This is a genomic window from Ruegeria sp. BB7 (assembly GCF_056539365.1).
The window spans coordinates 85,195-107,535 of record NZ_JBQFUV010000007.1 but is presented as its reverse complement, the minus strand read 5'-3'; the positions used below and the strand labels follow the sequence as shown (position 1 = coordinate 107,535).

General features: G+C 58.0%; 25 protein-coding genes. 9 read left to right on the top strand and 16 right to left on the bottom strand.

Features of this window, described 5'->3' with window-relative positions; all coding sequences use genetic code 11:
- Positions 1 to 60 precede the first annotated feature (60 nt).
- The 4 genes from ACR0D7_RS12830 to ACR0D7_RS12815 all read left to right on the top strand — a co-directional run bounded on the left by ACR0D7_RS12830 (position 61) and on the right by ACR0D7_RS12815 (position 4,061).
- Positions 61 to 1,245, top strand: coding sequence for a glycine C-acetyltransferase (locus tag ACR0D7_RS12830; protein WP_480679354.1), 1,185 nt, complete (start codon positions 61 to 63; stop codon positions 1,243 to 1,245).
- Between the two features lie 14 nt (positions 1,246 to 1,259).
- The gene (gene tdh, locus ACR0D7_RS12825) at positions 1,260 to 2,288 is read left to right on the top strand and encodes an L-threonine 3-dehydrogenase (RefSeq protein ID WP_480679390.1); all 1,029 of its coding nucleotides are present in this window, start codon (positions 1,260 to 1,262) and stop codon (positions 2,286 to 2,288) included.
- A 63-nt stretch (positions 2,289 to 2,351) separates the two neighbouring features.
- On the top strand, positions 2,352 to 3,233 hold the full coding sequence (locus ACR0D7_RS12820) for a tryptophan 2,3-dioxygenase (protein WP_480679353.1): 882 nt from the start codon (positions 2,352 to 2,354) through the stop codon (positions 3,231 to 3,233).
- Between the two features lie 3 nt (positions 3,234 to 3,236).
- Entirely contained in the window at positions 3,237 to 4,061 is an 825-nt protein-coding gene (locus ACR0D7_RS12815) for an alpha/beta hydrolase (protein ID WP_480679352.1), read from the top strand.
- 1,085 nt (positions 4,062 to 5,146) lie between these two features.
- On the opposite strand, the gene infB is transcribed toward ACR0D7_RS12815, so the two are convergent.
- The 6 genes from infB to pip all read right to left on the bottom strand — a co-directional run bounded on the left by infB (position 5,147) and on the right by pip (position 12,433).
- Entirely contained in the window at positions 5,147 to 7,621 is a 2,475-nt protein-coding gene (gene infB, locus ACR0D7_RS12810) for a translation initiation factor IF-2 (RefSeq protein ID WP_480679351.1), read from the bottom strand.
- A gap of 8 nt (positions 7,622 to 7,629) precedes the next feature.
- Positions 7,630 to 8,253 carry an RNA-binding protein gene (locus ACR0D7_RS12805; protein ID WP_480679350.1) on the bottom strand — a complete coding sequence of 208 codons (624 nt, stop codon included), beginning with the start codon at positions 8,251 to 8,253 and terminating at the stop codon, positions 7,630 to 7,632.
- 22 nt (positions 8,254 to 8,275) lie between these two features.
- Positions 8,276 to 9,889: a transcription termination factor NusA gene (nusA, locus tag ACR0D7_RS12800; RefSeq protein ID WP_170386828.1), complete on the bottom strand. Its 1,614-nt coding sequence runs from the start codon at positions 9,887 to 9,889 to the stop codon at positions 8,276 to 8,278.
- A complete protein-coding gene (rimP, locus tag ACR0D7_RS12795) occupies positions 9,889 to 10,479 on the bottom strand; it encodes a ribosome maturation factor RimP (RefSeq protein ID WP_152459779.1) in 591 nt (196 codons plus the stop codon). Before rimP ends, nusA begins: the two co-directional genes overlap by 1 nt.
- 158 nt (positions 10,480 to 10,637) lie before the next feature.
- Positions 10,638 to 11,459: an ABC transporter substrate-binding protein gene (locus ACR0D7_RS12790; protein WP_480679349.1), complete on the bottom strand. Its 822-nt coding sequence runs from the start codon at positions 11,457 to 11,459 to the stop codon at positions 10,638 to 10,640.
- A complete protein-coding gene (gene pip / locus ACR0D7_RS12785) occupies positions 11,456 to 12,433 on the bottom strand; it encodes a prolyl aminopeptidase (protein ID WP_480679348.1) in 978 nt (325 codons plus the stop codon). Before pip ends, ACR0D7_RS12790 begins: the two co-directional genes overlap by 4 nt.
- A gap of 48 nt (positions 12,434 to 12,481) precedes the next feature.
- On the opposite strand from pip, the gene ubiG reads away from it, so the two are divergent.
- Together ubiG and ACR0D7_RS12775 are read left to right on the top strand one after the other, a co-directional pair.
- Complete coding sequence (gene ubiG, locus ACR0D7_RS12780) at positions 12,482 to 13,228, top strand: bifunctional 2-polyprenyl-6-hydroxyphenol methylase/3-demethylubiquinol 3-O-methyltransferase UbiG (RefSeq protein ID WP_480679347.1); 747 nt, start codon at positions 12,482 to 12,484, stop codon at positions 13,226 to 13,228.
- 1 nt (position 13,229) lies between these two features.
- On the top strand, positions 13,230 to 13,715 hold the full coding sequence (locus ACR0D7_RS12775; RefSeq protein WP_480679346.1) for a hypothetical protein: 486 nt from the start codon (positions 13,230 to 13,232) through the stop codon (positions 13,713 to 13,715).
- A gap of 10 nt (positions 13,716 to 13,725) precedes the next feature.
- Here ACR0D7_RS12775 and ACR0D7_RS12770 read toward each other — a convergent pair whose 3' ends face one another.
- From ACR0D7_RS12770 to ACR0D7_RS12755, 4 genes are read right to left on the bottom strand one after another with little or no spacing between them, the layout of a single operon-like run.
- Positions 13,726 to 14,166, bottom strand: coding sequence for a MarR family winged helix-turn-helix transcriptional regulator (locus ACR0D7_RS12770; RefSeq protein ID WP_170386816.1), 441 nt, complete (start codon positions 14,164 to 14,166; stop codon positions 13,726 to 13,728).
- Between the two features lie 14 nt (positions 14,167 to 14,180).
- On the bottom strand, positions 14,181 to 15,011 hold the full coding sequence (locus ACR0D7_RS12765; RefSeq protein WP_480679345.1) for a carbon-nitrogen hydrolase family protein: 831 nt from the start codon (positions 15,009 to 15,011) through the stop codon (positions 14,181 to 14,183).
- Complete coding sequence (gene grxC / locus ACR0D7_RS12760) at positions 15,011 to 15,268, bottom strand: glutaredoxin 3 (RefSeq protein ID WP_170386812.1); 258 nt, start codon at positions 15,266 to 15,268, stop codon at positions 15,011 to 15,013. Before grxC ends, ACR0D7_RS12765 begins: the two co-directional genes overlap by 1 nt.
- 35 nt (positions 15,269 to 15,303) lie before the next feature.
- Positions 15,304 to 16,032 (bottom strand): double zinc ribbon domain-containing protein, encoded by a 729-nt coding sequence (locus tag ACR0D7_RS12755; protein WP_480679344.1) that lies wholly within the window; start codon positions 16,030 to 16,032, stop codon positions 15,304 to 15,306.
- Positions 16,033 to 16,048: 16 nt separating this feature from the next.
- On the opposite strand from ACR0D7_RS12755, the gene ACR0D7_RS12750 reads away from it, so the two are divergent.
- Positions 16,049 to 16,879 (top strand): methyltransferase domain-containing protein, encoded by an 831-nt coding sequence (locus tag ACR0D7_RS12750; RefSeq protein WP_480679343.1) that lies wholly within the window; start codon positions 16,049 to 16,051, stop codon positions 16,877 to 16,879.
- Between the two features lie 56 nt (positions 16,880 to 16,935).
- On the top strand, positions 16,936 to 17,985 hold the full coding sequence (hemH, locus tag ACR0D7_RS12745) for a ferrochelatase (RefSeq protein WP_480679342.1): 1,050 nt from the start codon (positions 16,936 to 16,938) through the stop codon (positions 17,983 to 17,985).
- A 90-nt stretch (positions 17,986 to 18,075) separates the two neighbouring features.
- Here the strand turns inward: hemH and ACR0D7_RS12740 are convergent, their stop codons facing one another.
- A complete protein-coding gene (locus tag ACR0D7_RS12740; protein WP_010442520.1) occupies positions 18,076 to 18,258 on the bottom strand; it encodes a hypothetical protein in 183 nt (60 codons plus the stop codon).
- 140 nt (positions 18,259 to 18,398) lie between these two features.
- Positions 18,399 to 18,998, bottom strand: a complete 600-nt coding sequence (locus tag ACR0D7_RS12735; RefSeq protein WP_480679341.1) for a L,D-transpeptidase — start codon at positions 18,996 to 18,998, stop codon at positions 18,399 to 18,401.
- Between the two features lie 169 nt (positions 18,999 to 19,167).
- Here ACR0D7_RS12735 and dalA point away from each other — a divergent pair, with 169 nt between their 5' ends.
- Complete coding sequence (dalA, locus tag ACR0D7_RS12730) at positions 19,168 to 19,683, top strand: divisome-associated lipoprotein DalA (RefSeq protein ID WP_480679340.1); 516 nt, start codon at positions 19,168 to 19,170, stop codon at positions 19,681 to 19,683.
- Between the two features lie 65 nt (positions 19,684 to 19,748).
- Here the strand turns inward: dalA and ACR0D7_RS12725 are convergent, their stop codons facing one another.
- The 4 genes from ACR0D7_RS12725 to ACR0D7_RS12710 all read right to left on the bottom strand — a co-directional run bounded on the left by ACR0D7_RS12725 (position 19,749) and on the right by ACR0D7_RS12710 (position 22,340).
- Entirely contained in the window at positions 19,749 to 20,213 is a 465-nt protein-coding gene (locus tag ACR0D7_RS12725; RefSeq protein WP_170386799.1) for a PTS sugar transporter subunit IIA, read from the bottom strand.
- A gap of 61 nt (positions 20,214 to 20,274) precedes the next feature.
- A complete protein-coding gene (gene hpf, locus ACR0D7_RS12720; protein ID WP_170386797.1) occupies positions 20,275 to 20,838 on the bottom strand; it encodes a ribosome hibernation-promoting factor, HPF/YfiA family in 564 nt (187 codons plus the stop codon).
- Between the two features lie 252 nt (positions 20,839 to 21,090).
- The gene (lptB, locus tag ACR0D7_RS12715; protein WP_170491247.1) at positions 21,091 to 21,849 is read right to left on the bottom strand and encodes an LPS export ABC transporter ATP-binding protein; all 759 of its coding nucleotides are present in this window, start codon (positions 21,847 to 21,849) and stop codon (positions 21,091 to 21,093) included.
- The gene (locus tag ACR0D7_RS12710) at positions 21,849 to 22,340 is read right to left on the bottom strand and encodes an LptA/OstA family protein (RefSeq protein ID WP_480679339.1); all 492 of its coding nucleotides are present in this window, start codon (positions 22,338 to 22,340) and stop codon (positions 21,849 to 21,851) included. Before ACR0D7_RS12710 ends, lptB begins: the two co-directional genes overlap by 1 nt.
- Position 22,341 lies beyond the last annotated feature (1 nt).

The following is a 22,341-nucleotide window of genomic DNA, read 5'->3' as shown; positions in this document are numbered from 1 at the left end:
CCCCATTTGGGAATCATATCCGTTATGTTAGATATGCGACTCATGTAAACGGAGACCGCCATGGCAGATGCATTCCTGTCCCACATCACGGACACCCTCGCGCAGATCGAAGCTGAAGGTCTGTATAAACGCGAACGAATGATTACCTCGCCACAAGGCGGTGAGATTACGGTTGGCGATCGAAAGGTCATCAACTTGTGTGCCAACAACTATCTGGGACTGGCCGATCATCCGGCGCTAATCGTGGCCGCAACAAATACCATGGAGCCTAAAGGCTTTGGCATGGCCTCGGTCCGGTTCATCTGCGGCACACAGGACATTCACCGTGAGCTGGAGCAGAAGCTGGCAACATTCCTGAACAAAGATGACGCAATCCTGTTCGCCGCCTGTTTCGACGCCAATGGCGGTCTGTTTGAACCCCTGCTTGGGCCTGAGGACGCCATCATATCGGACAGCCTGAACCACGCCTCTATTATCGACGGGGTGCGGCTGTGTAAGGCCAAGCGCTATCGCTACATGAACAATGACATGAGCGACCTCGAAGCCTGGCTGAAACAGGCGCGCGAGGATGGCGCGCGGCACATCATGATCGCCACCGACGGTGTGTTTTCGATGGATGGCTATCTGGCCAACCTGCCGAAAATTCGCGAACTGGCCGACGAATACGACGCCATCGTTATGGTCGATGATTGTCACGCCACCGGCTTCATGGGGCCGAACGGCGCTGGAACGCCGGATCACTTCGGCGTCGACGTAGATATTCTGACGGGAACCCTGGGCAAGGCACTTGGGGGGGCAATCGGCGGTTATATCGCCGGGCCGCAGCCAGTGATCGATCTGCTTCGGCAGCGGGCGCGGCCCTATCTGTTCTCAAACTCGCTGCCACCCTCCATCGTCGCTGCCGGTTTGGAAGCCATTCGTCTGGTCGAAGACGGCGACATGCTGCGCGCGCAACTGTTCGGCAATGCCAAATACTGGCGCGCGGGGCTTGAGAAGCTGGGCTTTGATCTGCTTCCCGGTGACCACCCGATCATTCCCGTCATGCTGGGTGAGGCACCGCTGGCGCAGGAGATGGCATCCCGTCTGTTCGATGAGGGCGTCTATGTCTCGGGCTTTTTCTTCCCCGTCGTCCCGCGTGGACAGGCACGGATCAGGACGCAGATGAATGCGGCCCTGACGAAGGACGAGTTGGACCGTGCCCTGGCGGCCTTTGGCAAGGTCGGCAAGGAATTGGGAGTGATCTGATGCGACCCAACACGATGAAAGCGCTGGAGAAATCCAGGCCCGAAGAGGGGCTTTGGATGGTGCAGGCTCCAGTTCCAGAAATCGGCGCGGATGAGGTCCTGATCCGCATCAACAAAACCGGTATCTGCGGCACCGACATTCATATCTGGAACTGGGATGAGTGGGCCGCCGCCACCGTGCCGGTGCCGATGATCACCGGCCATGAATTTGCCGGTGAGATCGTGGAAATAGGGCGCAACGTGACCGGTCTTGAGATCGGGCAGCGCTGTTCCGGTGAAGGTCACCTGATCACCACCGACAGCCGCCAGAGCCGAGCGGGCAAGTTTCACTTAGACCCCGGCACGCGGGGCATAGGCGTCAACGAACAGGGCGCTTTCGCGCAATACCTGAAACTGCCCGCCTTCAATGTCGTCCCCCTGCCCGATGACGTGCCTGATGAGATCGGAGCCATCCTCGACCCGCTGGGCAACGCGGTGCATACCGCGCTGAGTTTCGACCTGCTGGGTGAGGATGTTCTGATCACCGGCGCTGGCCCCATCGGTATCATGGCCGCGGCTGTTGCCCGCCATGCAGGCGCGCGCCATGTGGTGATCACCGATATTAACCCGGACCGTCTAAAACTGTCCGAACATGTGGTGCCGACTGTGCGCACCGTTGATGTATCCAAAGAAGAATTGCAGGACGTCATCACGGAACTGGGCATGAAAGAGGGTTTCGATGTGGGCCTTGAAATGTCGGGCTCGCAGATTGCCTTGGACCAGATGGTCGAGGCGCTGGTGATGGGTGGTAAAATCGCTCTGCTGGGAATTCCACCCGGAAAATCCCCGGTCGACTGGTCCCGCATCGTGTTCAAGGCCATAACCATCAAGGGCGTTTATGGGCGTGAAATGTTCGAGACCTGGTACAAGATGATCGCGATGTTGCAGAACGGTCTGGATGTCAGCCGGGTTATAACGCACGAGCTGAAAGTCGACGATTTCGCCGATGGGTTTGCCGCGATGAAATCAGGACGGTCGGGCAAGGTGGTGCTGGACTGGACCTGACGCTCTGGCGCAGTGCGGGTTCTGCCCCTAAACATGGGGAAACTCAGGCGTTTGGAGGAGCACATGGGCGACAAAGACGATCGGTATCTAGAACGCGGGATCGAGGACTCTCTGGTCACCGATTTCGCGCAGACTCACCGCAAGAGCTATGGCGATTTCCTTCAACTCAAGACTCTGCTGAACCTGCAAAAGACCTTTCAGAATCCTGCACAACCCGACGAGATGCTGTTCATCATCATCCATCAGGTCAGTGAACTATGGCTGAAGCTGATGCATCATCAACTGGTCGAGACGCGCCACTTCCTGCAACAGGACGCATTCGGCCCGGCGATGAAGAACCTCGACCGGGTGAAGGCGATCCAGCGACAGCTGATCTCGGCCTGGGAAACGCTGTTGACCATGACGCCTGGCGATTACATGACTTTTCGGCAAGCTTTGGGCAATTCATCAGGTTTTCAAAGCTATGGGTACCGCCAGATCGAGTTCATTCTGGGCAACAAGGACGCCGCGACCCTAAAGGTGCATGAACACGACCCAGAGGTCATGGCGATGCTGAAGGAAGCGCTTGCGAAACCGTCGCTCTATGACGAAGTGCTGTTTATGCTGGCACGCCAAGGGTTTGACGTGCGGCAGGATCTACTGGATCGCGACTATGCGCACCCCTATTCCGGCGACCCGCGAGTGGTGAAAATCTGGGCGCAAGTGTATCGTGACACGGATCGGTACTGGGACCTTTATGCGCTGGCCGAAAAACTGATGGATGTGGAATCCCTGTTCCAGCGCTGGCGGTTCGATCACGTGACCGCGGTAGAGCGCGTGATCGGAGACCAACCTGGCACCGGCGGGTCCAGCGGTGTCTCATTCCTGCGCAAGGCCTTGGATTTGCGCTTTTTCCATGATCTCTACGATGTGCGTACCGAACTGATGTATGCCGAGCAGGAGTAAGCGATGCTGTACCGGGGATTCACGCGGGAAGAGCTGGATCAGGAATACTCTCCCAGCTCGATGATCGGCGGCGACCTGACGCCTTATCTGGACAGCTACGCCGCGCTGAGCGCACAGCACCGCGCACGGTTGGAGGTGAAGGAGAACCTCTCTTATGGTGACAGCCCCGCGCAAGTTCTGGATTTCTTTCCGGCGCGCGTGACCAACGCACCCCTGCACATCTTCATCCACGGCGGCTATTGGCAGGCCCTGAGCCATCGCGACTCCGCCATGATGGCACCCGCCATAGTTGAGAACGGGCAAGCCTTTGCGACGCTTAATTACACGCTCGCCCCAACCGCGCGCATCAGTGACATGATCACCGAGTGCCGAGATGCGCTGGTGTGGCTGGCATCTCAGGCCGATACGCTGGGCTTTGATCCCTCGCGGATTACCCTGTCAGGACACAGCGCCGGGGCGCATTTGGCAACCATGGTGATGGCGACTTCGGCCAAAGAACTGGCCCACGCAGGACTACGCGTACGCGATGTGATTCTGATCAGCGGCATTTATGATCTGGAACCGATCAGCCTGACACCGGTTAACGACCCGCTGCAACTGACGCCAGTCGAAGTGCACGACTTGTCACCCATCCTGCACCTGCCCACCCCCGGCCCGCGCTATCACGTGACAGTGGCCGAACGCGACACGCCCGAGTTTATCCGCCAGAGTCGGGATTATGCGGAACTGCTGCGCAAGGGAGGGCATTCGGTCAGTTTTGATCTGAGAAAAGGGATGCAGCATTTCGACATCATCATGCATCCGGGGACGTTTTTGGCCACGTGGTGATAATAAGGGGTATTGAGCATTAGACAGATTTGGCCTTTGCCTCAAAAAGCCAACACAACCAATTCAAACCGTACTTTTTTGACCGAGCCTCGAATGTCCGGTTCGAGCCCAAAGCTTCCGGTCAAAGAGCGGGCCACTCGCGTCTTAGGAGATTAAGAAATTCAGCCATACAGCCATACTATGTGTCCCTCTCTTCATTGGGGTTTGAGCAATGATAATTTGCTGAATGGTCAGTGAGAGCGTCCCTAAACAGAACTAGGTTGCTACGCTCATGATACGTCATCCGAAATACATGGGAGAGCAATGTCAGTGAACCGGTCCTACTATGATCGGTCCACCGATTCAAATACTTGATCTGCGGCAATCTGCTCCATAATTCAGCTTCAATTTCTGCTGCCTCGTGACCTTTAAGGTTTGAAGAAGTATGCGGCCAATTCGACTTTGGGTAATTGCGTAGAACCCAGGACCTGAAGCTGTATATTTGAGACTCGTACTGGTAATACCTATTATTTAGAGGCACTTCGGCAATGTAGAGATATCCGCGATCAGTTGCCCTGCTGCGAATTTCATATGCTTCGCTGAGGTCTAACGTTCGTAGGTTAACGTGCCGATCATACTTCGTTATATAATTGTTGCGCTCCGTAGGAACGATCTCTCGTGAAAAGGAAACTGTACATCCGTCGATGAAAATATCGGAGTAACCCATGCCCTGTAGCGCACTGAGAACCTTCGCATCGCTGGATGTCTCAGAGGTAGACAGACTTGGAGCGAATGCTGCAGCCCAAAAAGCGATGCCTGAAATGGCTAGAGTTACTCGCGACGGCCATTTTGTCATGTTCGACTCATCTTAGTTCAGTGTGGCTCAGACGATGTAGTATGTCGCGACCAGATAGTGGCTTCAACGGCAGCTTTGTCCGCACAGCCGACGTTTACCCAGACTCACCTCTCATACAGGACAGAATTGTAAGAATTGCGGCACTGGCTGGAATCAGAAAATCTCGCACAAACCAACGAGGTCCTGCGGCCTTCCAAAAAAAACAGCGGCCCTTTCGGGCCGCTGTTTTCTATTTCTATACCGTACCGGATCAGTCCAGCGTCCGGGTGACCTCTTCGCGTTCGAAGATTTCGATCACGTCGCCTGCGCGGATGTCGTCGTAGTTCTCGAACGCCATGCCGCATTCCTGACCCGACTGAACCTCGGCCACTTCGTCTTTGAAGCGTTTCAGTGTCTTCAACGTGCCTTCGTGGATCACCACGTTGTCGCGCAGCAGGCGGACTCCAGCCGAGCGGCGGGCAACGCCTTCGGTGACCAGACAGCCAGCAACCTTGCCGACGCCAGTGACCTTGAAGACTTCGCGGATCTCGGCGTAACCGATGAACTTCTCGCGGATCTCGGCGCTCAGCAGGCCGGAGGCGGCGGCTTTCACGTCGTCTACGAGGTCATAGATCACCGAGTAATAGCGAATCTCGACACCCTTCTGGTTCGCCGTGTTCCGTGCCGATGCATTGGCCCGCACGTTGAAGCCAAAGATCGGAGCGCCCGACGCTTCGGCCAGACCGACATCTGTTTCAGTGATCGCGCCAACACCCGAGTGCAGAACGCGTACGCGCACTTCGTCGTTGCCGATTTTTTCCATCGCCTGGACGATAGCCTCGGCCGAACCCTGCACGTCCGCTTTCATCAGAATCGGCAGCTCGGTGACGTTTTCGTCTTCCTTGGCCTTCTGCATCAACTGCTCAAGGGTGGTCGCGGCACCAGCGGCGGCGCGTTTGTCCTTGGCGGCTTGCTCACGATAGGCGGCAATCTCACGCGCCTGCGCTTCGGTCTCGGTCACGTTCAGAACGTCACCAGCCTCGGGCGTGCCGTTGAGACCCAGAACCTCGACCGGAACCGACGGACCAGCTTCCTTGACGCGGTCGCCCTTATCGTTGATCAGCGCACGAACTTTACCGTACTGCTCACCCACAACGAAGATATCGCCCTGACGCAGCGTGCCGTTCTGAACCAGAACGGTGGCCACAGGACCACGGCCCACATCAAGCTGCGCCTCGATCACGGCACCTTGGGCGGCGCGATCGGGGTTGGCTTTCAGCTCCAGAATCTCGGCCTGCAATGCAATGGCTTCCAGCAGTTCGTCCAGACCCTGACCGGTGATGGCCGAGACTTCGACGTCCTGAACCTCACCTGACATTTTCTCGACGATCACTTCATGCTGCAGCAGATCTGTGCGCACCTTGTCCGGGTTTGCATCCGGCTTATCAACCTTGTTGATCGCCACAATCATCGGCACTTCGGCGGCCTTGGCGTGGTTGATCGCCTCAATGGTCTGCGGCATCACCGCGTCATCCGCTGCAACGACCAGAACCACGATATCCGTGACCTGAGCACCGCGCGAACGCATCGATGTAAAGGCGGCGTGACCAGGCGTATCCAGGAAGGTCAGCGTGGTGCCGCCATCGGTTTTCACCTGATAGGCGCCAATGTGCTGTGTGATACCACCGGCCTCACCCGCAACAACGCGCGCGTCGCGGATCGCATCCAGCAACGAGGTTTTACCATGGTCAACGTGACCCATGATCGTGATGACCGGCGGACGCGGCTGCAGATCCTCTTCCTTGTCTTCGACCTCTTTGATGACGTCTTCGACGTCCGAATCAGAGACGCGGGTGACCTTGTGGCCAAATTCCTCGATGATCAGTTCCGCAGTGTCAGCGTCGATGGTCTGGTTCTGCGTAACCATCATACCCATCTGCATCAGCGATTTGACAACATCAGCCACACGCTCGGCCATACGGTTGGCCAGTTCCGAGACCATGATCGCCTCGGGCAGCTGAACGTCGCGGATCACCTTTTCTCGCTCGACCGGACCGCCCATGGCTTTCTGACGCGCGCGCTCCTGCTTGCGCTTCATTGACGCCATCGAGCGCTGACGATTGCCTTCACCACCCGTGGCCTGACCCAGTGTCAGTTTGCCCGAACGGCGGTTGTCATCACGACCCTTGCCACGGCCGCGCTGTTCACGTTCGCGATCCTGCTTGCGCGGAGTCGCAGCCGGAGCAGGCTTGCTGGCCGGGGCGCGGGCGGCTTTGGGTTCTTCCGGGGCCGGGGCGGCGGCAGCGCGTTTGGCAGCTTCTTCTGCCTCTTTGCGCTTGCGATCTTCTTCTTCGGCCTTCTGGCGCGCGCGTTCTTCAGCCTCACGCTGTTCGCGTTCCTTGGCCTCTTGTTCCGCGCGGCGGCGGGCGCGTTCTTCTTCACGCGCCTTTTCGGCGGCCTCGCGGGCGGCGGCCTCTTCGGCCTCGCGCGCTTTGGCGGCTTGCAGCGCCTTCATCCGGCGTGCCATTTCCGCGTCAGAGATACCCGCAGGGCGGCGCGACGGATCACCCGACGGCGTCGCTCCGCCACCCGGTTTGCCGGCGCCCGGCTTGGGAACCACCACGCGTTTGCGTTTGGTTTCCACCACGACATTCTTGGTACGTCCGTGGCTGAAACTCTGTTTCACATTTCCGGGGCGTGCCCCGCCACGAAGACCCAATGTCTTTTTGCCGTCATTCTCGCTCATAAAGCTTCTTACCCTTCCGTGCGGCCCCTGCCGCCGTCATCCGTTTCGCGCAAGCCACGCAGGCGCTGCGCTTCCTCTACAACACGTTTGGCGAGTCCACCAGAGGCCAAGGCCGCATGAATCACCGTTTGGCGCCCAAATGCCTGCCCTAACTCGTCCGCCGTCAGCCAGCCGATGTATTTTCCAAAGTGCGGCGTGCTCAGTTTCGACTTGCCGCGCCCCGATCCATCTGCGGCCTGAATCAGTACCTGGGCCTCTTCCCGGTCCAGCCACGTCTTGACCTTTTCATACCCTGCGACTGCGTCGCCGGATTTGCGCGCCAAGCTGAGCAATTCAACCACACGGCGCGCAACTTGCTTTTCAACTTCTTCCGTCAGGTCCTTTGGCACAGTGACCTGCACCTTGAACCCACGCGCAAACAGCTTCTTGCCCACGGCCTTGTCCAGCGCAGCACGATCTGCCGCCACATAGACCCCGCGTCCCGGCAATTTCGCCGCGACATCCGGATAGACCTGACCGTCCGGCCCCGTCACAAAGCGGATCAGCCCGTATTTCGGCTGCACCTCGCCTGTGGCGATGCACTTGCGCTCAGGTCCCTCGGACCGATCCTTATGGACGCCACCGCGACTCATGCACGCACCCCAAGGCCTGGGATCAGGCCTCGGCTTCCTCGTCTACAGCTTCGCCATCTTCTTCGGCTTGCTCCAGCTCGGCCGGATCAACCCAACCCAGCATGATGCGCGCGGTCATAACCAGATCCTGTGCTTCTTCCAGCGAAACGCCGAAAGGCTCAAGCACACCATCATCCTTGATACGCTCACCGTCGACCGTGGTCCAGCCACCGGCCAGTTCCCAGTCAGCGCATGTGGCAAAGTCTTCCAACGTCTTCACGTCATCCTTTGCCAATGCCTCTACCATCTGGGGTGTCAGGCCCTCGAATTCAATAAGGCTGTCCTCAACGCCCAGAGCCCGAGCAGCATCCAGAGCCGCCTTGGCCTGCGCTTCAAGGAACTCACGAGCACGGGTTTGCAGCTCCTGTGCAGTGCCTTCGTCAACGCCGTCGATGACCAGAAGTTCGTCGATCTCCACATAAGCCACCTCTTCGAGGTTGGTGAAACCTTCGGAAACCAGCAGCTGAGCGAAGAATTCGTCCAGATCCAGCGTTTCCATGAACAGCTGCGTACGGGCTTCGAATTCCTTCTGACGACGCGCTGACTCTTCGGCCTCGGTCATGATGTCGATGTCCAGGTTGGTCAGCTGGCTGGCCAGACGTACGTTCTGACCACGGCGGCCGATAGCGAGGCTCAACTGCTCCTCTGGAACCACAACCTCGATCTTGCCAGCTTCTTCATCCAAAACCACCTTGGAGACCTCGGCGGGCTGCAGCGCATTCACCAGGAAGGTCGGCTGATCTTCGTTCCAAGGGATGATGTCGATTTTCTCGCCCTGCAATTCGTTCACAACGGCCTGCACGCGGCTACCGCGCATACCAACGCAGGCACCGACGGGGTCAATCGAGCCATCATACGAGATCACGGCAATCTTGGCGCGCGAACCGGGGTCACGGGCCACGGCCTTAACCTCGATGATGCCGTCATAGATTTCCGGCACTTCCATCTTGAACAGCTCGGCCATGAATTCAGGCGCGGTGCGCGACAGGAAGATCTGGTGGCCACGAACCTCGCGGCGCACTTCCTTGATGTAGGCACGCACGCGGTCGTTCGGGCGATAGCTTTCGCGACCGATCTTGTCATTGCGGCGCAGAACGGCCTCGGCACCGCCCAGATCGACGATGACATTGCCGAACTCCTCGCGCTTAACAGCACCGTTGATGATGGTGCCTGCGCGATCCTTGAATTCTTCGTACTGACGATCCCGCTCCGCTTCACGCACCTTTTGCAGAATGACCTGCTTGGCGGATTGCGCGGCGATTCGGCCCATCTCCACGGGAGGCACTTCTTCGACGAAGACATCGCCAACCTCGGGCGATTCCATATACTGCTTCGCCTGCTCGACAGTCATCTCAGCCTGATAATTCTCAAGCTCTTCATCTTCGACGACAGTACGGACGCGGGTGAAGGTTGCCTTGCCAGTCTTGCGGTCGATGCTGACGCGGATATCCATTTCGGCGCCGTAACGGCTCTTGGCGGCACGGGCGAGCGATTCTTCCATCGCTTCGACAACCAGACCGGGGTCGATCATCTTTTCGCGGGCCACGGCCTCGGCGGTCTGCAGCAGCTCCAGCTGGTTGGCTGAGGTGATTGCCATCAGTTCGTCTCCTCTTCGGACCCTTCGGTCTCAATCTCGTCGAAAGCGTTTTCGTTCAAGGCACCGGCGTCTTTGCGCTGGCGCAGCATTTCCTTGATCAGGTCATCGGTCAGGACCAGCTTGGCGTCGCTCAGCCAGTCGAATTGCAGACCGATGGTGATGGTCTCATCGCCCTCGGGGATGTTGATCAACACCTCATCCCCTTCGATCCCGGCCAGCTCACCCTTGAACCGGCGGCGGCCATCGATCAGTTCAGCGGTTTCGATCTTGGCTTCATACCCCTCGAAGGTCTCAAAATCCTTGAGGCGGGTCAGAGGGCGGTCGATGCCAGGGCTGGAGACCTCAAGCGTATAGGCATCGAGGATTGGGTCCTCGACATCCAGCGTGGCGCTGACGGCGTTTGAAATCTCGGCGCAGTCATCCACTTCGATGCCGCCATCCGGCTTATCGGCCATGATCTGCAGCGTGGTCTGCTTGCCGCTCATCAGGCGGATTCGCACCAGCTCATACCCCAGATCCTCGATCACCGGCGTGATGATCTCGGCCAGTCGCCGGTCAATGGCAGCTTTGGCAATAAGGTCGTTTGTCATCAGGTTCTCTACCCTTCATCCGGGCACAAAAAAACGGGCGCGCGGCCCGTCGAAATTTCCGGTGGAGCCCCGGACCGAAGCCCGACACGCCGCTGTTGAAACTGCATATACGCAGGGTTTGTCGAAACTGCAACCCCCGGCGGGATTCGTGAACGGATTTACGCCCGCCACCACCGTTCGGCAATGCGCCCGTCGTCCAGCGCGCGCTGTGCCCCGATCTGGCGCGGCATACCTACATTCGGGGCCACGGCCAGCGCCATATCCGATTCGCTGGGATGATACCGCAGGCCGCGCTGGCCTTTCAAATCATCACTCGCGGGCAGCGCCGCAACATCCACATAACCGTCTCGCAGCGCCTCGGCGCGAACGCGTGCGTCGGGGATGACGATAATCTCGAACGCCTCGGCCCACCCGGCCGCACCGTCCTTGTAGTGCCCCGCCACCTTACGTCCAAGGAAATGACGGTCATCTTCGGCCCGTTCCACGCGGTAGCATCCAGTGCCGTTGGCTGTGGGCAGAGGCGTCACACCCTGCCCGTCCCGCGTGATGACAAAGCGGCTGTCGGCCAGTAAGAAAGGCAGGCCCGGATTGGCCTCTACCAATTCCAACCGCACCGAGTCGGTCGTCAGCGCCTCGGCCTGTCCAACCTCACGAAGAACCGCGACCACATCTTCTACTGCCAGCGCCGCGCCATCGTGGAACGTGATGCCTTGGCGCAGGTCAAAGCGCCAGATACGCGCGTCGGAATCGGTCTGCCAGCCGGTCGCCAGTTCACCGCGCAAGGTGCCGTCGGGCGCGATCTCGGTCAGGGTGTCGAACACGGCGCCCCGGGCCACCTGCTCTAGGCTGTCATCGCGCGGCACGGCCAACCGCAATGTGCCGCCCTTTTTCGGCATATCCGCCAAAGACGCGCCCGTGGCTGCAAGCAGCGCAGCCGCAGCACCCGAGGCGAACAGAGCACGGCGGTCCATCCGGGTCATGCGACCCCCTCCGCCACGCGGTCCATAATGCGGACCAACTCGGCGCTGATACCGGGTTCGGACAGAGCATGGCCTGCATTGCGGATCATCTTCAGCTCAGCAGTCGGCCAGCGTTCAGCCAGTTTCCACGCAGCTTGCGGTGGGCAGATCATGTCGTAACGCCCTTGTACGATATGGCCGGGGATGTGGGCGAGCTGGTCCATCTGATCCAAAATCTGGCCATCTTTCTCAAGGAAAGCGCCATTGATGAAATAGTGATTCTCAAGCCGCGCAAAGGCTCGGGCATAATCGCCGGGGCTTTCTCCGACGCCACCCGGTGCGTGGACCGAGGCCAGCGCGTTTTCCCAAGCTGACCAGGCGCGCGCGTACAGAATCTCTGTGGCGCGGTCACCCGAGAACAAGCGCTTGTTATAGGCTCTGATCGTGTCGGACAGCTCATCCTCGGTCAGCAGAGCGGTGAATTTGGCCCATTGTTCGGGCCAGAACTTGCCTGCACCGCCGCCATAGAACCAATCCAACTCAGCCTGCGTAGCCAGGAACACACCGCGCAGCACCAGACGAGCCACCCGATCAGGATGTGCCTGAGCGTAGATCAAAGCCAGGGTCGCCCCCCAACTGCCGCCGAACACAATCCAATCGTCGATATCCAGCAGGGTCCGCAGCCGTTCGATATCGGCCACCAGATGCCAAGTGGTGTTGTCGGTCACCGACGCATGTGGCCGCGAGCGCCCGCAACCGCGTTGATCAAACAGAATCACCCGATAGACATCGGGATCAAAATACCGCCGCATCGCCGGGCTACAGCCGCCACCCGGTCCTCCATGCAGCACCACAACCGGTACCCCTTTCGGATTTCCGCATTGTTCCATATAGATGCGATGGCCTTGGCCCACATCCAGCATGCGCTGATCGAAGGGGTCGATCGGCGGGTGCAGATATTGAACTGCGCGCTTTTGGTCCGGGTACTTGTCCATTATGGCCCTATATAGTCCTTAAACGTAAAAGAGCATACGGAGACAGGAATGCAAGCGCATCCGAACACTGTGGACCCGTCCGAGATCGCAAAATTCGAAGCGATGGCGGCAGAGTGGTGGGACCCTCACGGAAAATTCAAACCGCTGCACATGATGAATCCGTGCCGTCTGGATTATATCACACAGCAGATAGCGGGCGAGTTTGACCGTGATTTGAAGGCGCCAAACCCGTTTGAGGGCCTGCGTCTGCTGGATATCGGCTGCGGTGGTGGCTTGCTGAGCGAACCTATGGCGCGTCTGGGGGCTGAGGTCGTGGGCGCCGACGCCGCCGAAGGCAACTTGCCTGTCGCGCGCATTCACGCCGAGCAATCCGGGCTGGACATCGACTATCGCCACACCACCGCCGAGGCGCTGGCCGAAGCCGGCGAGCAGTTCGATGTGGTCCTGAACATGGAAGTGGTCGAGCACGTAGCGGACCCGCTGTCCTATCTGAAAGCCACGCGGCAATTACTGAAACCCGGCGGGTTGGAGATTTGCTCGACGATCAACCGCAACCCGAAATCCTATGCCATGGCGATTGTCGGAGCCGAGGTCGTCATGCGCTGGCTGCCTCGCGGGACGCATGAATGGAACAAATTCATCACCCCAGATGAGCTGTACGACCTGCTGAGCCAAGCCGGGCTGGAGCCAGTGGACCGCAAGGGCTTCGTTTTCAACCCGATCCTCTGGAGCTGGTCAATCTCGGATCGGGATCTGAGCGTGAATTATGTGACGGCGAGTGTGAAGCCCTCTTGAAATGAAGTATTTCTTTGATGTTCCCGTCTATCGACTTCCAGAAGCGGACTACCGCTCAGCACTTGAGGCGGAGCGGGACAGCGCATTTGATGCGCCAATCTGGAACGAAGTAAGTTCTGAGGTCATTGAGCGGTCCAGAAAGCAACGTGGTCAGCACTTGCATGACACCTATGGCCCATGGGTTTTTAACGAGATCGTTGGTTACATTCGGTTGTACTTTTTGGGCACGCAAATTCGCGGAGAGTATTTCACTTCGGAGAAACGGCGAACGCGTAGGACGAGAAAAAAGGTTTTCGCCTTCCGAGACTACAAACTTGCTGCCGAAATCAATTTTCGACACGACGCCGATAGCCTAGAAATTTACGAGAACATTCTTAAATATATCGCCCGATGCAGACGTGACATTCCATCTTCACGTTTCATTGACATCAGCCATTTAACTACAATTGGTCCACATACTGACTGGCGGGCAGTCTGGGGCGAGTAGAATTGTTTCTCTACTCCCCCTCCAACTGCAACCGCAAATCCCGCAGCACTGGCAACGTACTCCGCACCCGCTCCAACCCCAACTCCCCAACCACTCGGTTGATCAGCGGGGCTATCGACGAAATCGCCTGATCCCGCGCCCGTTTACCGGCGGGGCTGATTGCGACCATCTTGCGGCGGGCGTCGTCCCAGTCGGGGCGAATGTGGATGTATCCGGCCCATTCCAGCTTGGCCAACGTGTTGGTCATCGCACCGCGCGTAACGTGAAACGTATTGGCCAGCTGCGCCGGGGTGCGCTCGTCGCCGACAAAAACCAGATGGTTCAACACCGAGAAATGCGAGATTTCCATGCCCTTGGGCAGCACCCGGCTCAGCCGGTTGCGCAATAACTGGTCGGCGGTCAGGATCTCGCTGAACAGCGTGACCGCAAGGGCATTTTTCTCGTCCGTCATAGCTCGGTTCTGGATCAGGGCCCGTCGAAAGGCCGCACGTGAGTCAATGAGGGCACCCGACGGCGCGCCTCTGTCACAGAACTATCATCCAAATCGAAAAAGTGAATGCCTGGATCGGTCCCTGCGTCGATGACGACCTCTCCCCACGGGGCTAAAACCATGCTGTGACCGTATGTAAAGCGCGTCTTACCACGGGTTTTCGGGTGTTCGCCTGTCTGCGCCGGGGCCAGCACCCAGCAGCCGGTCTCAATCGCGCGTGCTCGCAACAGCGATTCCCAATGTGCAGCACCAGTGACCGGTGAAAATGCCGCCGGAACGGTAAGGATTCGCGCGCCCGCCTGCGTCAGCGCGGCGTATAGGTGTGGAAAGCGAATATCGTAGCAAATGGTCAGGCCAACTTTGCCGAAATCGGTCTCGGCAATCACTGCTTTGCCACCAGGGCGGTAGTTTTTAGACTCGCGGAAGGTTTCGGTTTCCGAGACCTGCACGTCGAACATATGAATCTTATCATACCGCGCCACGATCTGCCCCTGTGGGTCGATCATGAAAGAACGGTTGGCAAAGCGCCCGTCGGCATCATGGGTCTTGATTCCAAGGGAACCGATCAACAGCCAGACGCCCAGCGCGGCGGCCTGATCCCGCAGTCCCGCCAACGTCTGGTCATCCTCTTCGTGCTGCAGAACCTCGCGCTGCCGCGTCGTGCTGGTCGAGACGCAGTTTGTCACCTCGGGCGTCAGGATGAACCGCGCGCCCTGACCTGCAGCCTCGGCCATCATGTCACGCACGGTGGCCAGATTTTCGGCCGGGTCATCCGACGAACAAAGCTGCAGCAGCGCGGTTTTCATTACGCCGCCAGCAGAGGATCCAGCTTGCCCTGACGCTCAAGCTCATAAAGATCGTCACAGCCGCCCACATGCCGCGTTCCAATGAAAATCTGCGGCACGGTGCGCTTGCCACCAGCGCGTTTGATCATCTCGGGCTTACGTTTGGGATTCGTCAACACATTGACCTCTGTAAACTCGACGCCTTTCTGTTTCAGCAAACGCTTGGCCGCATGGCAAAAGCCGCACAGCGGCGAGGTATAGATTTCAACCGGTTTCATTTTCGTCCCTTTGGTTTCGCACAATCTTGAGCGAATTAGGCATCCTTGGCAACGCGCGCCAGTGCCAACACGAAAATATGATTTGCCCCCGCTGCAAGGCAGACACGCGCGCAGGCCGCCAATGTCGCGCCCGAGGTCATGACGTCATCCACTAGCAATACATCCCGCCCTTGCAGCCGGTGCAGCCGCCTGGGATGCGGCGCAATCGAACCGGAAAGGGTCTCTGCCCGCTCAGCTGCCGTCTTGCCATCGAGGACCGGCGTTCGAACCCGGCGCTGCAGAAGGTCCGGACAAACGTCCAGCCCGGTCTGCAGCCCCAATTGCCGGGCCAGAAGTGCCGACTGGTTGTAACGCCGCCGGAGCAGCCGCGACCAATGCAGCGGAACCGGCGCAATCAGCATGTCATCGTGAAACAAGCCCTGCCCGGCCCGTGCCATCCAAAGTGCAGCAGGTCGTGCCAGCTCGGGCCGGTCCCCATGTTTCAAGGCCAGAATCAACGACCGGGCCCGCCCGTGATAGAGCAGCGCTGCCCGCCCGTCTTTCCACGGGCGGGGTGTTTTCATGCAGTCATCGCACTCGATCCGGTGGCCATCTGCCTCGCCTGGCAAGGGCACTCCGCAACTTTGACATACTACCCCGCCAATAAACGGTGTGTCGCGCCAGCAAGTACCGCAGAGCCCGAAATCCGACTCAGTCAATTCCCCGCAACCCAGACAACGCGGCGGGTATATCAACTCAACAGCGGTTTGAATCCGCTGCCACATGCGATAATTGCGCCTTATGAAGCTGCCTGACTCCACCGCACCCTCTTTGTTTGATCGCCAAACCCTAAAACGCCGTCGCGCCCGCGCGCAGCACGAGGCGCTGTTTCTGCACCATGCCGCCGTGGACGAGGTACAGGATCGGCTCTCCATGGTTAATAAAACCTTTACGGTCCCGGCGATCGTGACGCCGTTTACTCATATCTGGCAGGATGTGCTGCCCGAGGCGCGGATCGTCGAAGATGCAGACGTACTGGACCTGACCCCGGGCGCGCATGATCTGGTGATACACGCCATGGCGTTGCATTGGGCCAATGATCCGGTTGGACAGCTGATCCAATGCCACCGCGCGCTGCGGCCCGACGGTTTGCTGCTGGTGGTGTGCCTGGGTGGCGAAACCCTGCACGAACTGCGCGCAGCCCTTGGGCAGGCCGAGATCGAGGTCACAGGTGGCCTCAGCCCCCGTATCGCCCCGATGGCCGAGCTGCGCGATCTGGGCGGTTTGCTGCAACGCGCGGGGCTTGCGCTGCCGGTCGCCGACACCGCACGTCTGACGGCGGAATACCGCGACCTGACACACCTGATGCGCGATCTTCGGACAATGGGCGAGACCAACAGCCTGTCTGGCCGTGTGAAACACCCCACAAGACGGCAGGTCTTTGCTCGGGCGCAGCAGATCTATGCCGATCACTTCACCACCCCTCAAGGCCGTCTGGCCGCCACGTTCGAGCTGATCTGCCTGACCGGCTGGTCACCCGACGAAAGCCAGCAGAAACCGTTGCGCCCCGGATCGGCCAAAGCGCGCCTTGCGGATGCGTTAGGGACAAAAGAAGGCAAACTGTCCGATTGACGACTGCGCAATTCCGGTTATCTCAGCCGGTACAGAGAAATCTCAGGAAGCTTGAAATGTTTGATGCCACTCGTCCCGATCATGCACCGGCAGACCACCCCAAGGTCAAAATGGGCCGTGTCGGCATTCTGCTGGCAAATCTGGGTACGCCTGACGACTACAGCTATTGGCCGATGCGCCGGTATCTGAACGAGTTTCTGTCGGATCAGCGCGTCATCGACTATCCCAAGTGGAAATGGCAACCGATCCTGCAGGGCATCATCCTAACCAAACGCCCCTTCAGTTCGGGCGAGGCCTACAAGTCGATCTGGAACCACGACAAGGGCGAAAGCCCGCTGATGACGATCACCAAAGACCAGACCGCCAAGCTGCGTGACGCGATGCAGGCGCGTTATGGCGATCAGGTGCTGGTTGAATTCTGTATGCGTTACGGCAACCCGTCGACCAAATCCAAAGTGCGCAAGATGGTGGCCGCGGGATGCGACCGCATCCTGTTCTTCCCGCTTTATCCGCAATACGCGGGTGCCACGACCGCCACGGCAAACGATCAGTTCTTTCGCGCCCTGATGGAAGAGGCATGGCAGCCCGCCACCCGTACCGTTCCTGCCTATTTCGACGAACCCGCCTATATCGACGCTTTGGCCGGATCGGTGGAAAAGGCCTATGCGGCGATGGAGACCAAACCGGACATTCTGGTCTGTTCCTATCACGGCATGCCTGAGCGGTATCTGCAGCAGGGTGATCCATACCACTGCCAATGCGCCAAGACATCTCGGCTGCTGAAGGAACGTCTGGGCTGGTCTGATGATCAGCTCGTATCAACATTCCAGTCGCGATTCGGGCCTGAGGAGTGGCTGAAACCCTATACCGTCGATCACGTGGCCGAACTGGCCAAACAGGGCAAAAAGAATATCGCCGTAATCGCACCAGCGTTTTCCGCCGATTGCATCGAAACGCTGGAAGAGATCAACGAAGAGATCAAGGAAAGCTTCGAAGAAGCAGGCGGTGAGAGCTTCACCTATATCCCTTGCCTCAACGATGATGATTCGCACATCGCGGCCCTGGGCAAGGTGATCGAAGACAATCTAAAGGGCTGGCTGGACTAACTGGCCCTTTTCATCAGCATTCGGTCAATCAGGCATGAAAAAAGGCGGTGGAGCGATCCACCGCCTTTTCTCTAGATGACGCTCGTCAAATTAGCTTGCTGCAACAGCTGCGGCAACAACGACCAGCAGGATCAGCGGCAGGATGATGCCCTGCGACGAACCTTGAGTTTCCTCAACAACAACCGGTGCTTCAACAACCGGCTCTTCCAGGTTACCGGCATATGCGGTCGAAGCAGCAGCGGTCAGTGCAGCGGCGAGAACGAGTTTTTTCATATTAACCTCCAGAATTTGCACGGCTCCAGACAGCGAAACCGCGCACCCAAGACTTACCTCGTATGTTTTTACTAATCAGCTATGCGACTGGAATGCAATTAGAACTTGCGTTGCAAGCGGCTTCGTGCGCGAATTTGTCGTCAAATTAGCAACACTTGCGTACCAACTTTCGCCATTGAAAACAGTTCCTGGATATCCTCGTTGAACAATCCGATGCAACCGTTCGACGATCTGCGACCAATTTTGCGCGTATCATGCGTTCCGTGGATGCGATAATACTTCCAGCTCAGATACAAAGCGTGTGTTCCCAATGGGTTATCTGGTCCAGGCGGAATATAGTCCGGCCATTCCGGATTTCGTTTTTTCATCGACGGCGTCGGAGACCAGCTGGGTCCTTCCACTTTTCGGATCACGCTGGTGCGGCCACGGCGGGTCAATTCCTCGGTCAATGGCACCGAGGATGGGTAGAGTTTGTAGATACTTTGGTCATCCGACCAATAATGCAGGGCGCGCGACACGGTATCGACCAAAATGGCGCCGTTTCTCGTGTTCGAGAAATAGGGTTGCCAGTCCAATGCACGAAAACCCGAGATGTTGCGGCGCACTTGCGGCTCTGGCTCTGGCGCAGGGCGCAGTGGATCACCGGGGATGTATTGAGCTATCGCAGGCGAGGCCAGTACGGCGGACGCTCCGGCAAGAAAACCCCGGCGCGTAGATTGTTGAATGTGTTTCTTGACCATGAGGAACGGTCCTTTGCTAAGGCCAAACTGAAAATCTGTCGCATTCTATTGCCAGAATGCTTCAGTCGCAAATCAAACCGGCAGATTCACGCGGAACAGGCTCAATGTGCGTTTGCCCAAGTCCGTCGGTCGCGCTATGCCGTAGGATAACTCAATAATCAGGTCGATCATGACGCGTATCCTTTCTTTACTTATTGCCTGCTTTTTCGCGCTGGCTGCATGTACCCCAAGCAGTACCCCAACCTACGGAGCGGACGGTCGCCCGCTGCCGACGGTCTACAAAATCCGGGGCAACCCGGAAAAACTGCAGTTCCGTATGTTGGATTCGGTCAACGCATTGCGTCAGGCGCGGGGGCTTCAAGCAGTGCAACTGAACGCCCAACTCAACGCCGCGGCGGCAACACATGCCAAGGACATGGCACGCCAAAACCGGCCCTGGCACTTTGGATCAGATGGATCTTCGCCAATCGACCGGGCTGCGCGCGTCGGATATTTTGGCACCTTCCTCGGCGAAGCGATTTCCGAGACCTATGAAACCGAGACCGAAACCCTGGCCGCCTGGATGCAGGAGCCTGGCCCACGTTCGGTGATTATGGATCCGAAAGCCACTCAGATGGGCTTTGCCTGGCATCAGGAAGGTGGCGGTAAAATCTGGTGGACGCTGGAAATGGGTACTGGCGGTTAACGACAACCATTTCCAAAAACAAAAAAGCCCCCGAAAACCGAGGGCTTTTTGGTAACTTCAAGAACTTATGCGGCCTGCATCGACTGCGCTTCGGTCAGAATTGCATAGAGTTTGACCGGATCCGGATTAGCCCGCAACTTGGCGCAAACCGAGGTATCACGCAGGGTGCGGGATACCAACGCCAGCGCCTTCAAGTGATCCACGCCAGCCTCTTCCGGCGCAAACAGCGCAAAGGCGATATCAACCGGCTGGCGATCGACCGATCCAAAATCAATCGGCTTTTCCAGCATGACGAATACGCCGGAAACGCTTTCCAGTTCTGACATGCGGGCATGGGGCAGGGCCACACCGTGGCCAACACCGGTCGGCCCCAGGCTTTCCCGTTCGAGCAGCCCGTCAACAACAACCTGAGCGTCAAGACCAAGGGTCACCTCAGCCACGTCGGCAATTTCCTGAAACAGCCGCTTCTTGCTGGAAGCGGCGGACAGTACGCGAACTGCTTCGGGCTTCAGTATGCTCGAAAGCTCCATGATTACGCTCCACGGCGACGCCCCCGCAGATACAGGGGCACGCCTTTGCTATTCTTGCCTGTTACGGATCAATCCAGCCGATATTACCGTCCTCGCGGCGATATACGACGTTCAATCCGTCCTTGTTTTCATTCCGGAACACCAGCACCGGAGCGCCAGCCAGTTCCATCTGCATAACGGCTTCGCCAACACTCAGCGATGGGATTTTGGTTTCCATCTCAGCCACAATCATCGGCTGCAGAGAATCGGGTTCGTCAGCCGAGTCAGACTTGTCAGAGGCGAGGATATAAGACGACGCCCCAAAGAGTTCAACAGGTTCAGCACGATCCTTGTGATGGTCTTTCAGTCGCCGCTTATACCGGCGCAGCTGGGTTTCCATCTTATCGCAGCAGCCTTCAAAGGCCGCATAGATTTCGGTTGCGTGAGCCTTAGCCTGCGCGGTGAGGCCGGTAGATAGATGCACGGTGGTTTCGCATACATATTCATGCGCTGAACGGGAAAAGACGACGTTGGCATCTGTCGGACGCTGGGCATATTTGCCCACAACCTCGCCCAGTTCGGTCTGCACGTGAGTTTGCAGCGCCGCACCGATGTCGATCTGTTTTCCGCTGATTTGGTAACGCATGTGATCTCCTTCACAATTCACACCCATTCTGACGTCACGTTACGCGACGCATGTGTTTTTATCGGGTGGGGGGTAGAGACATTTCCTGTGGTAGCCGAACCTTCCGCCCTTCGACGAAGGGGCATCGTGATCCAGACGGGAACCGTAGAAATGCCATGACCCAATTGAGGCAAGAGACGGCGGAAGAGTCAATCAAAACAGACGTGTATATACGTGATTTCCGCCATGCACTCGGCACATTTCTGCGCAACCTCATGAAATCCGGAAATTTTCACCCAAATAGACGCGGCGGACGTTTTCATTTTCCACCACTTCGTCCGGAGTGCCCGACATCAGCACCTGCCCATCATGCAGGATATAGGCGCGGTCCACAATTTCCAGCGTTTCCCGCACGTTATGATCCGTAATCAGAACGCCAATGCCGCGCTTTTTCAGGTCGGCGACAAGGTGGCGGATATCACCCACACTGATCGGATCAACACCCGCAAAGGGTTCATCCAAAAGCAAATATTTCGGGTCAGCTGCCAGACAGCGCGCGATTTCAACACGGCGACGCTCACCTCCTGACAGTGCCAAGGCTGGCGCGCGGCGCAAATGTTCGATCGAGAAATCCGACAGCAGTTCCTCAAGTCGCTCCTTGCGGCGATGGGCGTGTTTTACCGTAATGTCTAGAACCGAGGCGATATTGTCTTCAACACTCATGCCGCGAAAAATTGACATCTCCTGCGGCAAATAGCCGATCCCCAAACGCGCCCGGCGATACATCGGCAGGGTGGTTACCGTCTGCCCGTCAATCGTGACCGTGCCCGCCTCGGGAAAGACCAGACCCGCGACCGAATAGAAGGTCGTCGTCTTGCCCGAACCGTTCGGCCCCAGCAGGGCCACGACCTCGGACCGATCCAGCGTCATCGAGACATCCCGGATCACGGTCTTCTTGCGGTACGATTTCCGCAGCTTTTCAATCCTGAGGCCGGAATTACCTTCGGCCACAGTCAGTTCAGGCCGCGCCATTAGTTACCACCTTGCTGCAGGATGGTTTTGACGTTGCCGATCATCGTTGCCGTGCCGGTGGTCAGGTTAGCGCTCATCTGATCGCCGCTGATGGTGCTTGGCCCCTGCGTCAGCAGCACATTGCCCTTCATAACAATCACGCCCGAGTCGATGGTGTATTCGGCCCAATCACCCTGTGCGGCATCGGGGGGGCTGGTAAGCACCACATCCTCGGTCGCCTCCATACGTTCAATTCCTGAACGTTCTTCGTTGTAGACGACCAACACCCGTTCGGCAGTCAGGCGCATTTCACCCTGAACGACGATAACTTTTCCGAGAAACTCGGCCGACCCGTCCTCTTGATTGACGTTCAGCGTTTCCGAGGTCACCTCGACCGGCAAGGTGGGGTCAGCTTTGACAGCGCCAAAAGCAACCTGCGCTTCCTGCGCTATCGCAGAAAAGGCACTGGCACTCAGCACTACACAAAGAGGGACAAATCGAAAATCGAACACA

Coding starts and splice junctions, on each gene's coding strand:
- nusA (WP_170386828.1), bottom strand. CDS start 9,889: ATGGCAATCACCTCAGCCAACCAGCTGGAGCTGCTGCAGACCGCCGAG.
- ACR0D7_RS12790 (WP_480679349.1), bottom strand. CDS start 11,459: ATGACCCGGATGGACCGCCGTGCTCTGTTCGCCTCGGGTGCTGCGGCT.
- tdh (WP_480679390.1), top strand. CDS start 1,260: ATGAAAGCGCTGGAGAAATCCAGGCCCGAAGAGGGGCTTTGGATGGTG.
- ACR0D7_RS12820 (WP_480679353.1), top strand. CDS start 2,352: ATGGGCGACAAAGACGATCGGTATCTAGAACGCGGGATCGAGGACTCT.
- hpf (WP_170386797.1), bottom strand. CDS start 20,838: ATGCGTTACCAAATCAGCGGAAAACAGATCGACATCGGTGCGGCGCTG.
- infB (WP_480679351.1), bottom strand. CDS start 7,621: ATGAGCGAGAATGACGGCAAAAAGACATTGGGTCTTCGTGGCGGGGCA.
- rimP (WP_152459779.1), bottom strand. CDS start 10,479: ATGACAAACGACCTTATTGCCAAAGCTGCCATTGACCGGCGACTGGCC.
- ACR0D7_RS12805 (WP_480679350.1), bottom strand. CDS start 8,253: ATGAGTCGCGGTGGCGTCCATAAGGATCGGTCCGAGGGACCTGAGCGC.
- ACR0D7_RS12815 (WP_480679352.1), top strand. CDS start 3,237: ATGCTGTACCGGGGATTCACGCGGGAAGAGCTGGATCAGGAATACTCT.
- lptB (WP_170491247.1), bottom strand. CDS start 21,849: ATGGCGCGGCCTGAACTGACTGTGGCCGAAGGTAATTCCGGCCTCAGG.
- ACR0D7_RS12770 (WP_170386816.1), bottom strand. CDS start 14,166: ATGACGGACGAGAAAAATGCCCTTGCGGTCACGCTGTTCAGCGAGATC.
- ubiG (WP_480679347.1), top strand. CDS start 12,482: ATGCAAGCGCATCCGAACACTGTGGACCCGTCCGAGATCGCAAAATTC.
- ACR0D7_RS12775 (WP_480679346.1), top strand. CDS start 13,230: ATGAAGTATTTCTTTGATGTTCCCGTCTATCGACTTCCAGAAGCGGAC.
- ACR0D7_RS12735 (WP_480679341.1), bottom strand. CDS start 18,998: ATGGTCAAGAAACACATTCAACAATCTACGCGCCGGGGTTTTCTTGCC.
- dalA (WP_480679340.1), top strand. CDS start 19,168: ATGACGCGTATCCTTTCTTTACTTATTGCCTGCTTTTTCGCGCTGGCT.
- ACR0D7_RS12755 (WP_480679344.1), bottom strand. CDS start 16,032: ATGTGGCAGCGGATTCAAACCGCTGTTGAGTTGATATACCCGCCGCGT.
- ACR0D7_RS12830 (WP_480679354.1), top strand. CDS start 61: ATGGCAGATGCATTCCTGTCCCACATCACGGACACCCTCGCGCAGATC.
- ACR0D7_RS12750 (WP_480679343.1), top strand. CDS start 16,049: ATGAAGCTGCCTGACTCCACCGCACCCTCTTTGTTTGATCGCCAAACC.
- pip (WP_480679348.1), bottom strand. CDS start 12,433: ATGGACAAGTACCCGGACCAAAAGCGCGCAGTTCAATATCTGCACCCG.
- grxC (WP_170386812.1), bottom strand. CDS start 15,268: ATGAAACCGGTTGAAATCTATACCTCGCCGCTGTGCGGCTTTTGCCAT.
- hemH (WP_480679342.1), top strand. CDS start 16,936: ATGTTTGATGCCACTCGTCCCGATCATGCACCGGCAGACCACCCCAAG.
- ACR0D7_RS12725 (WP_170386799.1), bottom strand. CDS start 20,213: ATGGAGCTTTCGAGCATACTGAAGCCCGAAGCAGTTCGCGTACTGTCC.
- ACR0D7_RS12765 (WP_480679345.1), bottom strand. CDS start 15,011: ATGAAAACCGCGCTGCTGCAGCTTTGTTCGTCGGATGACCCGGCCGAA.
- ACR0D7_RS12740 (WP_010442520.1), bottom strand. CDS start 18,258: ATGAAAAAACTCGTTCTCGCCGCTGCACTGACCGCTGCTGCTTCGACC.